General features: G+C 68.3%; 11 protein-coding genes. 1 reads left to right on the plus strand and 10 read right to left on the minus strand.

The window, feature by feature from the left end; translation table 11 throughout:
* Positions 1 to 32 precede the first annotated feature (32 nt).
* Positions 33 to 2,483, plus strand: coding sequence for an alpha-glucosidase (ygjK, locus tag GTP90_RS14555; protein ID WP_161084226.1), 2,451 nt, complete (start codon positions 33 to 35; stop codon positions 2,481 to 2,483).
* Here ygjK and GTP90_RS14560 read toward each other — a convergent pair.
* From GTP90_RS14560 to GTP90_RS14605, 10 genes are all read right to left on the minus strand, one after another.
* The gene (locus GTP90_RS14560) at positions 2,425 to 3,870 is read right to left on the minus strand and encodes an amino acid permease (protein ID WP_161084227.1); all 1,446 of its coding nucleotides are present in this window, start codon (positions 3,868 to 3,870) and stop codon (positions 2,425 to 2,427) included. The genes ygjK and GTP90_RS14560 overlap by 59 nt on opposite strands.
* 8 nt (positions 3,871 to 3,878) lie before the next feature.
* Positions 3,879 to 4,334, minus strand: a complete 456-nt coding sequence (locus GTP90_RS14565; RefSeq protein ID WP_161084228.1) for a beta-galactosidase subunit beta — start codon at positions 4,332 to 4,334, stop codon at positions 3,879 to 3,881.
* A complete protein-coding gene (gene ebgA / locus GTP90_RS14570) occupies positions 4,331 to 7,309 on the minus strand; it encodes a beta-galactosidase subunit alpha (RefSeq protein ID WP_161084229.1) in 2,979 nt (992 codons plus the stop codon). The genes GTP90_RS14565 and ebgA overlap by 4 nt, the downstream gene beginning before the upstream one ends.
* Positions 7,310 to 7,312: 3 nt before the next feature.
* A complete protein-coding gene (locus tag GTP90_RS14575; RefSeq protein WP_161084230.1) occupies positions 7,313 to 8,092 on the minus strand; it encodes an SDR family NAD(P)-dependent oxidoreductase in 780 nt (259 codons plus the stop codon).
* A gap of 139 nt (positions 8,093 to 8,231) precedes the next feature.
* A complete protein-coding gene (locus tag GTP90_RS14580; protein WP_161084231.1) occupies positions 8,232 to 8,981 on the minus strand; it encodes a hypothetical protein in 750 nt (249 codons plus the stop codon).
* Positions 8,981 to 9,970 (minus strand): diguanylate cyclase domain-containing protein, encoded by a 990-nt coding sequence (locus GTP90_RS14585; RefSeq protein WP_161084232.1) that lies wholly within the window; start codon positions 9,968 to 9,970, stop codon positions 8,981 to 8,983. Before GTP90_RS14585 ends, GTP90_RS14580 begins: the two co-directional genes overlap by 1 nt.
* A 71-nt stretch (positions 9,971 to 10,041) precedes the next feature.
* On the minus strand, positions 10,042 to 11,796 hold the full coding sequence (locus tag GTP90_RS14590) for an EAL domain-containing protein (protein ID WP_161084233.1): 1,755 nt from the start codon (positions 11,794 to 11,796) through the stop codon (positions 10,042 to 10,044).
* Positions 11,793 to 12,194: a response regulator transcription factor gene (locus tag GTP90_RS14595; protein WP_161084234.1), complete on the minus strand. Its 402-nt coding sequence runs from the start codon at positions 12,192 to 12,194 to the stop codon at positions 11,793 to 11,795. Before GTP90_RS14595 ends, GTP90_RS14590 begins: the two co-directional genes overlap by 4 nt.
* A 61-nt stretch (positions 12,195 to 12,255) precedes the next feature.
* Complete coding sequence (locus tag GTP90_RS14600) at positions 12,256 to 12,861, minus strand: response regulator transcription factor (protein WP_161084235.1); 606 nt, start codon at positions 12,859 to 12,861, stop codon at positions 12,256 to 12,258.
* Positions 12,858 to 14,079 (minus strand): sensor histidine kinase (locus GTP90_RS14605; RefSeq protein ID WP_161084236.1); only part of this gene is annotated, 1,222 nt, incomplete at its 5' end. The genes GTP90_RS14600 and GTP90_RS14605, both read right to left, overlap by 4 nt.

Consider the following 14,079-nt stretch of genomic DNA (forward strand, 5'->3'; position numbering starts at 1 on the left):
CCCTTCCCGACAACTCGATTTCATTCCCGCCTATGTCCTCACCTGTACGCAACCTGCTGCTGATTGCGGCATGCGCCTCCGCCTGGGCCGCGCACGCGCAAGCGCCTTCCATCAATCGATACGGAGTTCCGGCCGCCGCGCGCGATTTCGACGCGGAGCAAAACCAGCGTTTCAATCCCATGTTTGACGCCGGCAGCTGGCATGGCTATCTGCTGCCGGATGCGCCGGCGCTGGCCGGAACCTTCAGCGGGCCGATGGTGATCGCCGAGGAGTACAGCCTGTATATCGCCTCGGCGCTGGAGCGGTTGGACCTGACCGACCGCCGCACGGGACGCGAGTTCCGGCCGGAGCAGGCCCGCTGGACCAGCGCTGCCCGTCCGGGCGTGCTGAGCCAGCGACTGGTGTGGCCGGGATTGCGGCTGGATGTGGACCTGCATTTCGTCAGCTCCAGCAGCGCGGTGGTGCGCTACCGTTTGCACAATACGTCCCGCAGAGCGCTGTCGCTCAAGGCGCACTGGCAGGGCGACTTGATGGCGCAATGGGGCAAGGACGGTTCCATCGCCGCGCGCCAGCCAGCATGGAAGCCGCAGCTGGTGCAGGATGCGGAAGGCGTGAGCGTCACCTTCGGCAAAGTGCGCGATGCCAGCAACGTGATGACCAGCGGCCGTTCACGCTACCGCATTGAGCGCAGCGTGCGCGCGCGGGACAACGTCGATGGCCAGCACTACGACAGCACCGCCGACCTGCCACCGCTGCCCGCCGGCCGCCGGCAGACGATGTACAGCGCCTACAGCTACCAGCTCGATACCGCCGTCGCCGCAGACGCCGTCCCCGCCGCCCCGCCGCCGGCCACCGCCACACGCCTGACGCTCGCCGGCGCCGCTGCCGGGCCGCAGGCCGATGCCGCATTTACCGGCGCCACCGCCGCCGCGCTGCTGGCTGATCCCGCTCGCGTGGAACGGGCCATCTCGGCGAACGAGTGGCGCTGGGTCGCGTGGCAAGCCAGGCTGCCCGCCTCCACGCTCGGCACCAAGGCGCTGGAAACCTTGATCGGCAACTGGCGCGCACCGCGCGGCGCTTTCCGGCATGACGCGATGGTGCCGTCCACCACGGCGCGCTGGTTCAACGGTGCCTGGACATGGGACACCTGGAAGCAAGCCTACGCGCTGGCCGCCATCGATCCCGTCTTGGCCGCCAACACGGTACGCTCCCTGTTCGACTACCAGATCACTGCCAACGACGCGATCCGCCCGCAAGACGAAGGCATGTTGCCCGACAACGTCTTCTACAACATGGACGCGGCACGCGGCGGCGATGGCGACAACTGGAACGAGCGAGACACCAAGCCGCCATTGGCTGCATGGACCGTATGGGAAATCTACCGTCAATCGCACGACCGCGCCTGGTTGCAGGAGATGCGTCCCAAGCTGGAAGCCTATCACCGCTGGTGGTACCGCAATCGTGACCACGATCAAAACGGCTTGGCCGAATACGGCGCAACAGTACACCCCCTGCACAACGACGACGCCGGCCAACTGCGCTTCCGCGTCAAGCCGCTGTCGCCCGCACCGTTGGAAGGCTGCGGCGCGGAGCATGATGGCATGCGCGATTGTCTCGGCCTTGCCGCCTACAGCCGCATCGTCGACGCCGGACAATACGCCGCCATCGAACTGCCGGTACAGCAGGCAGCCGGCTACGAGTCCGGCATGGACAACGCGGCACGCTTCGGCTTCATCGAGCCGGCCGCCTTGCAGCGCTACGCGGACAAAGCCCGCGGCGGCGACCTGGCCGCGGCTCGCCGCGACTGGCAAGTGCGCGTGGTGGAGAACCGCGACAAGCAGGGCAAGCTGCTGGGCTACTCCATCGACCAGGAATCGGTGGACCTGAACGCCTTCCTTTACCGCGAAAAGTTGATCCTCGCGGACATGGCGCAGGAACTGGGCGACAACGCCGCAGCCGCCGTCTGGCGCGAACAAGCGGCGCATCTGCGAGACCTGATCAACGCCAGCTTCTTCGACCCTGCCAGTGGCTTCTACTACGACCGCAAGCTGGGAGGAACTCTGCTGACGATGCGCGGGCGCGGCCCCGAAGGCTGGACAGCGCTATGGGCCGGCGCCGCCGGACAACGGCAGGCCGACGCGGTGATCGCCAAGATGCTGGACCCCGCTGAATTCGGCACCCCCGTCCCGATGCCGACGGCGGCCGTCTCCAATCCATCCTACGACCCGGAGATCTACTGGCGGGGCAGGGTGTGGCTGGACCAGGTTTACTTCGGCGTGGCCGGCCTGCGCAACTACGACCACGCTGCCGAAGCGGACGCCATCGCCGCCCGCTTCACGGCCGGCGCCGAAGGCCTGCAAGGCGATGCGCCGATCCGCGAGAACTACCACCCCATCACAGGCCGCATGCAAGGCGCCACAAACTTCAGCTGGAGCGCCGCACACCTGCTGATGCTGGCGCGGGACGCGAAACCTCGGAAGTGACACCAAGGCCGCGCTCATACAGGCGGTACTTCCACAACGCCCATCCCAGGAACAGGACCACGCCTCCCACGTTGTAGCCCAGCGTGAGCAGCAGGTTCTGGCCGGCCGGGAAGATGGCGGCGATGAAGGCCACCCCGAAAAACGCCAGCAGCACGCTGGTCACCGCCAGCCCGACGCGGCGCGATCCCATGCGGAAGTCGCGCGGCAGATGGTCCAGCCGCAAGCGCAGGTGGAAGTAGGCGGCCATGATGATCAACGGCGGCAGCAACGCGGTGGCCGCCGTCATGTTGATCACCACGTTCAGCAGCTGGTTCACATTGGACGACCCCAATGCAGGTATCACCAGCAGCGGCACCACCACGCAGAACTGTATCCACGCTGCGCGCTCCGGCATGTCGTGGCGGTTCAACGCGATGGCGCGCTCGCCGAAGATGCCTTTCGGGATCTCCGAGAACAGCGCCTTGACCGGCGCGGCAGTCCACACCATCAGCGTGCCGAAGGAACCGAGCAGCATCACCGCGCCGACCAGGCGATTTAGCAGCAGCGGCGATACCTGATGATGCGCACCCAACGCGCCGAACACCTGGAACACGCCGGACGTGTAGCTCAACTTGGACGCCGGCACGTACAGGTTCAGCACCAGCGCCGACACTGAATACAGCACGCCGATCAGCAAACCCGCAAAGACAATGGTCCGCACAAACGTCCTGGCGCCGCCGCGCACATCGTTCAGGAACACGCCCACCGATTCGGCGCCGCCGGCAGCAAACAATATCCACGCCATGACGCCCATGAAGCCCCAGCTGAAGGTCGGCGTCATCGCGGCGGCAGTGACGGGTGTGGCGGGCGCCACGCCGCCTACCCAGTCGGCCAGGCTCAAACCCACGAAGCCGAACGCCATCAATAGCACCAGCGAGCTGCCGATGGAGGTCACGCGGCCCACCCACGCCGCGCCCTTGGTGGAGACCCAGGTGGCGAAGGCAAACAGCATGATCGACAGCAGCACCGCCACCAGCGGCGAGAACTGATATTCGTAGCCCAGCCACGCATAGGATGCATACACAAGGATATTGGGCAGCACCGACGTGAAGTAGAACAGGTTGACGAACCAGTAGCAGTAGGCGCCGACGAAGGCCCACTTGTCGCCCATCGACGAGCGTATCCACTGGTAGATGCCGGACTTGGCGTCCTTGTTCAAGCTGACGAATTCCGCGATGATCAGCACATAGGGAATGAAGAAGGTCGCCGTCGCGAACAGGAAGGACGGCACGGCCACCATGCCGATGGCGATATTGCTGTTGACGACATTGCGGATGTTGAAGATCGCCGCCACCGCCATCGACAGCAGCATGAAGCGGCCGATTTTCGCGCTGCTGGAATTAGCCATTGGTCCGCTCACTTGTTGTGGAAGGTGGCGCCTTCCACCGTCACCATCAGCACCAGTTTGCGCAGATGGCTTGAGCCTTGCGGCTGGTAGGCGTAGTCATTGTCGAAGATGAGCAGTTGGCCCGCGCTGGCGGTGTGGCTGTGGGCGCAGCCGCCGCTGAAGGTTTCGCGGTCGGTCTCGTCGCTGTACGGCGCGAGGCGCGTCAGCGATGACTTGGGCGCGTAGGCGATGGTCTCGCCGCCGGACAGGTAGCAGTGGATTTCGACGTAGCGGCGGTTGCCGGTAAAGCTGGGCGCTGCGGCGGCCTGGCCGTCCACCAGCCGGTAAACCAGCGTATCGCCGATGGAGTGGCACACGCCGGGCTTCAGCTTGGGCAGGTTGGCGATGGCCTCCAAGCAGCGCTGCCATTTTCGGGCGGAGTGGTAGCGATGGCGGAACTCGTCCACGCTGTTCAGGATAATCACAGGCGGCTCCCCTTGTTCAGCGGCGACAAGTCCACGCTGTAGCTGAAAGCCTCCAGGTAGACGCGATAGGATTCGAGCACTTCGGAGCCCCAGGAATTGGAACCCAGTCCGCTCATCTTGTGGTCGAGGTTGACGGTCCAGCAGTCTTCTTCGCGCAATTCGTTGTCGTGCCGCGTGGCCGCGATTTGTTCGGCGCTGTACGGCCATACGCTGAAGTGGATGCCTTGCGGCGCGTCGATACGCAGGCCGTTGCCGCGGTTGTCGCGCAGCGATGCTCGCGTGACGTCCTGGCGGTTGCCGTTGTCCTGCGGCTTGGGGTAGTGTTCGAACATATCCGCCGCGTTGCTGCGGTAACGGCCGATGATGCTGCATGCCTTGCTGTCCGGGTAGTTCTCGCCCGGGCCCCGGCCGAAATATTCGACCTGGTCCAGCTGGCGGTTCAGGGCCAGCGTCATGCCGATCTTGGGGATCATGTCGCGGAAGCCGCCGTAGGGTGTGCCGGACAGGGTTAGCCGCAGCTGGCCGCTGCTGTCGATGCGGTAGTGGTAGCGGCAGCGCATGCCGTAGCCCAGCACCGGCGGCGCGATCTGGCAATCGACGATAACTTCCACCGCAGCCTCGCCATGCCGCACCTCCATGCCGCGCAGATGCTCCTGCATGATGTTCAGGTGCTGCGGCAGCCACAGGGCTTCGTTCTCCTGCTTGTGGTTGTCGATGCAGGGTTTGTAGAACGTCAGCTGCGGCGGGCGCGCCAGCAGTGACACGCCATGCGCCACCCATTCCTTGAGTTTCCCAGTGAGCTTGCAGAACACCATGTGGTAGCCGCGGCCTTCGATGCGGTATTCAAGGCGATGCTCGGTCAGCACAGGTGGCGCGCCGGCGGGCGGCTGCGGTGGCTGCGCGGGCGTCGATGGCAGCGCGAACTGGTACACCGCCAGCTCGTGCTGCGCGGCGCTGTAGGCGGTGGCGTGATCGCGGACCACACGTACGTTCAGGTAGCGCTGGCCGCTGCCGGATGGCGGCTCGGGGATGCGGATCTCCTGCCGCTGCCCCGGCGGCAGCGGTGACAACGGCACGCGCTGCAATCGCAGCGCTTCGCCATCCGCCCTGGTCTCCACCAGCAGCGTGATGCAATCGAGGCTGCTGAACCAGTAGCGGTTCTCCACTTCCAGCCTGCCGGCGGCGGCGTCGATGGCGCGCACCTTCACCGGCGCGATCACCTGCTTGTACTCGCGCAGGCCGGGGCCGGGCCGCTGGTCGGGATAGACCAGGCCATCGCAGCAGAAATTGCCGCTGTTCGGATAGTCGCCGTAGTCGCCGCCGAAGGCGTAGAAGGGCCGCCCATCCACCTCCGGCCGCAGGATGGCGTGGTCGCACCACTCCCACAAGTAGTGGCCCTGCAGGTGCGGATGGCGGTCCATCACGGCCTGGTATTCGCTCAGCCCTCCCGGCCCATTGCCCATCGCGTGCGCGTATTCGCACAGGATGCGCGGCTTGGCCATCGGGTATTCGCCGAAGGCGTTCATCATCTGCACGCGCGAGTACATGGTGCTGACCACGTCGCACACTTCGGCGTCGCGGTCTTCCTCGTAGTGGATCAGGCGTGTGGGGTCGATCTGGCGGCAGCGCGCGGCCATCGCGCGGACATTGCAGCCGTAGCCGGACTCGTTCCCCAGCGACCAGATGATGATCGATGGATGGTTCTTCTGCGCGTGCACGTGGCGCTCGATGCGGTCGACAAAGGCAGGCTCCCACGCCGGATCGTCGGTGATCCGACTGAGGTCGCCGACGTTGACGAAGCCGTGCGTCTCCACGTCCGTCTCGGCCATCACGAACAGGCCATACTGGTCGCACAATTCGTAGAAGCGCGGATCGTTGGGGTAGTGCGCCGTGCGCACCGAGTTGATGTTGTGCTGCTTCATCAGCACGATGTCCTGCTCGACGCGCGCCATCGTCACGGCGCGCCCGCGCAGATGGTCGTTGTCGTGGCGGTTCACGCCGTGCAGCTTCAGGTAGCGGCCGTTCACGTACATCAGGCCATCGACCACGCTCACCTCGCGGAAGCCCACGCGCAGCGGCACGATCTCCAGCAGCTCATCGTCGGCGTCGTACAGGCTGATTTCGAGGCGGTACAGATAGGGATCCTCGGCGTTCCACTGGCGCGGCGCCGGCACGTCCACTTCCCACGACAGCGCACGGCCTCCGCCCTGCTGCAGCTGGCGCAGGCCATCGTACAGCGCCCAGTCGATCCGATAGCCTCCCTGTGCCGACACGTCGACCGCGCAGGACAGGCGCGCGTCGCGGCAGGCGTCGTCGAAGCGGGTTTGCACGCAGACGTCCCGCACGTGGATGGCGCCCTTGCCGATCAGGTAGACGTCGCGGAATATGCCGGCGGTCCACCACATGTCCTGGTCTTCGAGGTAGCTGGAATCGGCCCATTGCAGCACGCGCACGCTGAGCAGGTTCTCGCCGTCCACCAGCAGCGCGGTGATGTCGAATTCCGCCGCCAGCCGGCTGCCCTTGCTCATGCCGGCGTACTTGCCGTTGACGTGGATTTCGAAGTAGGTCTCGACGCCATCGAAGCGCAGGATCACGCTCTGGCCGCGCCACTCCGGGCCCAGCGTCCAGCGGCGCTGGTAGGCGCCGGTGGGATTCGCCGACGGCACGTAGGGCGGATCGACCGGGAAGGGCATGCCGTCGTCGGTGTACTGCAACTGGCCGTGGCCCTGCAGCTGCCACATGCCGGGCACCTCGATGCTGCCCCAGTGGGCCATGTACTCGCTGTAGAACCGCTCCGGCACCTGCAGCGGATGGCCGAAGTACGCGAAGCGCCACGAGCCGCTCAGCGACAGGAAGCGGCGGCTTCGTTCACGCTCGAAGCTGCGCGCCGATTCGGCGTCGTCATAGGCGAAGAAGTAGGCGTGCGGAGGCAGCCGGTGTTCCTCCAGCAGCTGGGGGTTCTCCCACTTGTTCACGGTTTATGCCGATCCGGCCAGTCCGCCGCCGTCCACCACCAGCGCATCGCCGGTGACAAAGGAGGCGCGATCCGATGCGAGGAACAGCACCGCTTGCGCGATTTCGCGCGGCTGGCCCACGCGCATCAGCGGCCGTCCCGCGCCGGCCGCCACCAGCGCGGTTTCCTCAAGCCCCAGCTGCTGCGCTTCGTTGCGCAGCATCGGCGTATCGGTGTCGCCGGGGCAGACGCAGTTGACGCGGATATTCTGCGGGCCATGGTCCACCGCCATCGCCTTGGTCAGTATCACCACCGCGCCCTTGGAGGCGCAATAGGACACGGCATCCTTGCCGCCCACCAGCCCCCAGCCGGAGGCGGTGTTGATGATGCTGCCGCCGCCCTGCTGCTGCATCACCGGCACCGCGTATTTGCACATCAGGAAAATCGATTTGACGTTGACCGCCATGACCTGGTCCCATTCCTGTTCGGTGGTGTCGATCACGTTGGCGCGGCGGGTGATGCCGGCATTGTTGAACAGGACGTCGAGCCGGCCGTAGCGCGACACGGCCGCTGCCACCGCCGCCGCGCAATCTGCGGCCACGGCGACGTCGGTGCGGATGAAGGAGGCGCGCGCGCCGGCCCCCACCAGCGCGGCCACCGCCAGCTCGCCGGCTTCGCCGTCGCGGTCGGCGATCAGCACCGTGGCGCCTTCGCGCGCGAACAATTCCGCCGTGGCGCGGCCGATGCCGGACGCGCCCCCCGTAACCAGTGCCACCTTGCCTGCCAGTTCGCCTTGCTGATGCATGTGCCGTCTCCATTTTATGGGTTATGCACTATGTTGCCCTCATTTTGGCCGTGGTGACAAATGAAACATCTGCATGGCATGCATAACTCCAGCTAATGCATCAAACGCCTTCGCGCCGAATGGCAGGCATGCATGCAGTTTATGCGCTTCGGGGGCGGTTTTGCCGGGGAAGATACCATTTGAAGTACAGCAGGATTTCGCCCGCCACCAGCGCGCCGAGGCCGAGGAAGAGCATGACGATGCTCAGGTACATGCCGTGGAACAGGTGGTCGATGCTGTCGACCGCCTTGCCCACCATGTAGCGCGGCAGCGAGTCGACCAGCTTGGCTGGGGATCCGGCGTCGTCCAGGCCGAGGACCGGGCTGGCCGAGGCGGCGGCCCGCAGTTCCGCCAGCACCTTGTTGATGCCGCGCGCCTTCAGATGCTCCCACAGTCCGTCATCGTGAGGGACGTAGTGCAGGTCCCTGAGCACCAGCATGACCAGCAGTTCGCGCGTGACCTTGGTGCGGATCTGATGCTCCTGGATCGCCGCGAACAGATAGGTGCGCACGGTCGGCATGTTGTTCTCCATCGCGGGCAGCACTTCGGTTTCCATCACCGCGTCGAGCTGGTTCTGCTGGTGGCGCAGCACGCCGATGGTGACGGTGGCGAACACGACGCCCACCAGGATCACCAGATAACTGAGCTTGGCGAACACGTTCCAGACGCGGTGCTCGCGCACCATCAGCCGCTTGCGCGCCAGCACGACGATCACCACGATCGCGATGACAAAGCCCAGCAGCGCGAACACCGGCACCCACCACAGCGACTTGAGCAGCATGTCGCCGACGCGGTTGCCGATGGCGCTGCTCAGCAGCGCGGACCAGTTGGACGACAGCGCGTCCAGCATCAAGCCGCCTGCTCGGCGGGCTTGTGGACGATCACGCAGTCGCGGCCGGCGTGCTTGGCGGCGTACAGGCAGGAATCGGCGGCGGCCAGCATGGTGGCGGCGTCGAACAGGCGGTTCTTGTCGTAGCTGGCCACGCCGATGCTCATCGTCACATGCGGGCGGGTGGCGGCCGGCGCGTGGGTGATCGCCAGCGCGGCGATACGGGCGCGGATCGCCTCGGCGTGCTGGGCCGCCTGCTCGGGGCCGGTGTCCGGCAGCACGGCGGCGAATTCCTCGCCGCCGTAGCGCGCGGCCAGGTCGGCCGGACGCTGCAGCATCGCGGCGAAGGCTTCCGCCACCAGCGTCAGGCAGGCGTCGCCCTGCTGGTGGCCGAAGTGGTCGTTGTAGGCCTTGAAGGAGTCGATGTCCATCAGCAGCAGCGACAGCTGGCTGTTGTTGCGCTGGGCGCGCCGCAGTTCGCGGTCCAGCGCGACGTCGAAGTGGCGGCGGTTGGCGATGCCGGTCAGGCCGTCCACGTAGGATTGCGCGCGCAGCGCCTCGGCCTGGCCGCGCAGCTGGCGCTCGCGGCCGACGGTGGTGCTGATGTCGCTCACCTCGATCAGGCAGAAACGCTCCTTGCCCTCGGTGAAGGGCGTCACCGACACCGCCTGCTCGACGCGCTCGCCGCCCCAGGTGCCGGCCGGGTACAGCGGGAAGGGCGAGCGGTTCAGCGCCGGCGACAGTTGTTGCGGCAGCTTGCTTTGCATCGCGCTCTGCACCGCCTGCTCCAGGCGCTGGCCGCGCAGCTCGGGGAACAGGTCGAACAGGTCGCTGCCCTGCACGCGCTGGGCGGACAGGCCGGAGTGGCTGGCCAGCCACTGGTTCCACATGACGATGCGGCCGTCGGCGTCGAGCACCATCAGGCCCAGGTTGGCCAGTCCGAGCACGCGCGCGGACAGGTGGGTGTGGCTGCCGGCGGCCGGCGGGGTGGCGATGGGCTTTGCTTGCATGGGCTCTCTTCCTGGCGTGACCGTGGAGTGACCCTGCGATTATAAGCGCAGCCGCGCCGCGCGGGGGCGAGTCAGGCGCCCGCCGGCAGCAGCGGCGCCGGCTCGGCCAGGCCGTGCAGCTGCCAGTAGTGGCGGAAGGCGGCGCGGATGTTCTCGCGCAGCGTGTTGTTGTCCCAGGGTTTGGTGTAGAAGCGGTACAGGGCGCCGCGGTGGACCGCCTCCATGATGTCGCCCAGGTCGTTGTGGCCGGACAGGATGATACGGAAGGTGTCCGGGTACATCCGCCGGACCTGGTCGAGCAGCTCGGTGCCGCGCATTTCCGCCATGTGCTGGTCGCACAGGATCAGCTGCACCGGATGCCGCGCCAGCAGCGCCATGGCCTGGGCCGCGCCGTTGGCGGCCAGCACCCGGTAGCCGTCCGCGCGCAGCAGGCGCTGCAGCGCGCTCAGCACGTTGGGCTCGTCGTCGATGATCAGCAGCGTGCGCTCGGCAGCGGTGCCGACGCCCGCCGGCACGCCCAGGCGCAGGTCGTCGCGCAGCAGGCATTCCAGCTGCGCGGCCGGCAGCGGGCGGCTGTAGTGGTAGCCCTGGATCTGGTCGCAGCGCTGGCGCCCCAAGTAGGCCAGCTGGGCCTCCGTCTCCACGCCCTCGGCCACCACCTCCAGCTTCAGGCTGTGCGCCATGCCGATGATGGCGTCGACCACGGCGGCGTCGTCGGGATTGCTGGTGACGTCGCGGATGAAGGAGATGTCGATCTTCAGCGCGTCGACCGGGAAGCGCTTCAGGTAGGCCAGGCTGGAGTAGCCGGTGCCGAAGTCGTCGATGGCGATGCGCACGCCCATCGCGCGCAACGCGGCCAGGGTGGCGGCGCTGCGGCCGGGGTCCTCCATCATGGCGCTCTCGGTCACCTCCAGCGACAGCAGGCCGGGGGCGATGCCGTGGCGGGCGATGGCCTGGGCCACGGTGTCCTCCAGCCGGGCGTCGGCGAACTGGCGGCAGGCGACATTGACGGCGATCCCCAGCGGGCGCTCGCCCAGCTTCGCCCAGGCGGCGATCTGGCGGCAGGCCTGGTCGATGGCCCAGGCGCCGACCTGCACGATCAGGCCGCTGCGCTCGAGCAGCGGGAGGAATTCGGACGGCGCCACCTGGCCGTGGCCGGGCCGGTTCCAGCGCAGCAGCGCCTCGGCGCCGGTGATGCGGCCGCTGTCGATGCGCACCTTGGGCTGGTAGTACAGCTCGAACTCGCCCTGGGCGCAGGCATGGCGCAGCGCGTGCTCCAGCTGGTGGTGGTCGCGCTGCATGGCGTCGGTGAAATGGCAGCAGCGGTCGATGCCGGCCTGCCTGGCCTGCTGCAGCGCCAGGCCGGCATAGCGCAGCAGCGTGGCGGGGTCGTCGGTGTCGGCCGGGCAGGCGGCGATGCCGATGCAGGCCGTCAGCGTGGCCGGGCCGCCGGGCAGGTCGAAGGGCTGGTGCAGCGCGGTGCGAATCAGCTCGGCGAGCTCGCCCGCCTGCCGCACCTGCGCCGGCAGCAGCAGCGCGAACTCGTCGTTGCCGAGCCGGCCGATGGCGGCGCGCGCCGGCGCCAGCAGGCCCAGGCGCCGGGCAAACTGGCGCAGCACGGCGTCGCCGGCAACGTGGCCGTGCAGGCCGTTGATGGCGCTGAAACCATCCAGGTCGATCAGCAGCAGGGCGCTGGCGCGCGGCCAGGCTGCCGGCAGCTGGCGCGCCAGGGTGTGGGTGAACAGCGGGCGGTTCGGCAGCCCGGTCAGGCTGTCGTGGCCGGCGCCGGCCGGCGGCTGCGCCGGCGTCGGGGGCGACGGGATCATGGGGGCGGCCCTCCGGTGGCGGACGATGGCTTGGCGCAGGCCATGCCGATGGCGTCCAGGATGGCCTGGTCGTCGACGGGTTTGCCCAGGTAGGCCAGCGGCTGGTGCAGTTGCGCCTGCGCCTGCTCGGCGGCGGTCTGGTGGCCGGTGATGATGATCACGCCGATCGCGGGCGCCAGCGTGGCCAGCCGTGCCTGCACCTCCAGCCCGGACAGGCCCGGCATGTGCACGTCCAGCACTACGCAGCAGGGATGGACATCGTCCAGCGCGGCCAGGAAGTCGGCGCCGCCGGCGTAGGCCCGCGCCGCGATGCCGGCCGAGCGCAGCAGACGCTGCAGCGCCCGCCGCACCGCTTCGTCGTCGTCGACCACCGCCACCCAGGGAAGAGAGCTATCCATGCAGCCACGATAGCCCGCCGGCCGCCGCGCGGCTATTGGACCTTGGGCCAACAGGGGGCGGCTAGCCGCGGCGCGCGCGGTCGACCAGGCGCACCAGCGCGGTCAGCGAGCGCACTTGCATCTTCGCCATCACGCGCGCGCGGTGCACCTTGACGGTCTTCTCCACCGTGCCCAGCGCGGCCGCCACCTGCTTGTTCAGCAGGCCTTCCACCAGCAGCTCCAGCACCTCGGTCTCGCGCGGCGTCAGCGTGGCCAGCCGCGCGCGGATGGCGGCCAGCTCGGCGCCGGCGCCGCGCAGCTGGCGTTGCTGTTCCAGCGCGGCCTCGATGGCGGCGATCAGGCGCGCCTCGTCGACCGGCTTGGTCAGGAAGTCTGCCGCGCCCAGCTTCATCGCCCGCACGCCGCTGTCGATGTCGCCATGGCCGGTCAGGAAGATGATGGGCAGCTGCGGTGCGCGCGCGGCCAGCGCCTGTTGCAGCGCCAGCCCGTCCATGCCGGGCATCGACAGGTCCAGCACCAGGCAGCCGTCGGCGTCGCCGGCCAGCGCGTCGAGGAAGTCGCGGGCGCCGGCGTAGGCGCGCACCGTGAAGCCGGCCGCGCCCAGCAGCCGCGCCAGCGCCTTCAGCACGGCCGGCTGGTCGTCGACCAGGTGGACCAGGCCGCTCATGGCGCGTCCGCCAGCGGCAGGCGCAGGTGGAAGCTGGCGCCGCCGTCCGGGTTGTTGTGCGCCCACAGCGTGCCCTGGTGGGCGGCGGCGATGCTGCGGCAGATCGACAGCCCCAGCCCCATGCCGCGCGCCTTGGTGGTGGTGAACGGGTCGAAGATGCGCGGCAGCAGATCGGGCGCGATGCCGCTGCCGCGGTCGATCACGCTCAACAGCGCGGCGTCGCCATCGCGCGCGCAGCGCAGCACGATCACGCCGTCCGAGGCTGGCGGCGCGGCCTGGGCGTCGCAGGCGTTCATCAGCAGGTTGATCAGCACCTGCTGCAGCTGCACCGGGTCGGCCTGGATGGCCAGCGGTTCGTCGCCCAGCTCGGCGCGCACCGACTGGCCGTGCTGGATCAGGTCGTTGCGCACCAGGCGGATCACGCCATCCGCCAGCTCGCGCGCGTCGAGCCGCTGGCGTGGCATGTCCTGCTTGCCGAACAGGCGGCGCAGGCGCTGGATGATGTCGCCGGCGCGCTTGTCCTCGGCCACGATGTCGATCAGGATCTCGGCCACCTCGGGCAGGTCGGGCTCCGGCTGGGCCAGGAAGCGCCGGGCCGCCTGGGCGTTGCTGAGGATGGCCGTGAGCGGCTGGTTCAGCTCGTGCGCCAGCGCGCCCGACAGCTCGCCCAGCATGGCCACCCGCGCCAGGTGGGTGACCTCCTTCTGCTTTTGCAGCAGATCGAGCTCGGCCTGCTTGCGCGCCGTGATGTCGAGCGAGACGCCGCGCACGCGCAGCGGCCGGCCCTGCTCGTCGAACTCGACGCTGCCGTGCGAGGAGATCCAGCGCGGCGCGCCGCCGGCCGGCGGCAGCAGCCGGTATTCCATGTCGTAGCGCGGCGTGCCGTGCAGCGTGTCCTGCAGCGTGCGCTGCACGGCGTCGCGGTCGTCCGGATGCACCCTGGCCAGCAGCGCATCCAGGGTCAGCGGCTGGTCGGCGTCAAAGCCGAACAGCGCGCGCCACTGGTCCGAGGCCCAGATGGCGCCGCCTTGGAGCTCGCGCGTCCAGATGCCGAGGTGGGCCGCGTTGGCCGCCAGCGCCAGTTGCTGTTCGCTTTCGCGCATGCCGGAGCGGGCCCGCTGCATGCCGAGCGCGGCCTCGCGCAGCGCGTTGCCCAGCTGGTTGGCCTCGCGGAAGTGCAGCGGCGGGATGGCCGGGATGGCGCCGGCGCCATCCCGG

This window comes from Duganella vulcania (genome assembly GCF_009857655.1).
Taxonomy (GTDB): Bacteria; Pseudomonadota; Gammaproteobacteria; order Burkholderiales; family Burkholderiaceae_D; genus Rugamonas; species Rugamonas vulcania.

Coding starts and splice junctions, on each gene's coding strand:
- GTP90_RS14590 (WP_161084233.1), bottom strand. CDS start 11,796: ATGATCCCGTCGCCCCCGACGCCGGCGCAGCCGCCGGCCGGCGCCGGC.
- GTP90_RS14595 (WP_161084234.1), bottom strand. CDS start 12,194: ATGGATAGCTCTCTTCCCTGGGTGGCGGTGGTCGACGACGACGAAGCG.
- GTP90_RS14585 (WP_161084232.1), bottom strand. CDS start 9,970: ATGCAAGCAAAGCCCATCGCCACCCCGCCGGCCGCCGGCAGCCACACC.
- GTP90_RS14575 (WP_161084230.1), bottom strand. CDS start 8,092: ATGCATCAGCAAGGCGAACTGGCAGGCAAGGTGGCACTGGTTACGGGG.
- GTP90_RS14600 (WP_161084235.1), bottom strand. CDS start 12,861: ATGAGCGGCCTGGTCCACCTGGTCGACGACCAGCCGGCCGTGCTGAAG.
- GTP90_RS14560 (WP_161084227.1), bottom strand. CDS start 3,870: ATGGCTAATTCCAGCAGCGCGAAAATCGGCCGCTTCATGCTGCTGTCG.
- ygjK (WP_161084226.1), top strand. CDS start 33: ATGTCCTCACCTGTACGCAACCTGCTGCTGATTGCGGCATGCGCCTCC.
- GTP90_RS14580 (WP_161084231.1), bottom strand. CDS start 8,981: ATGCTGGACGCGCTGTCGTCCAACTGGTCCGCGCTGCTGAGCAGCGCC.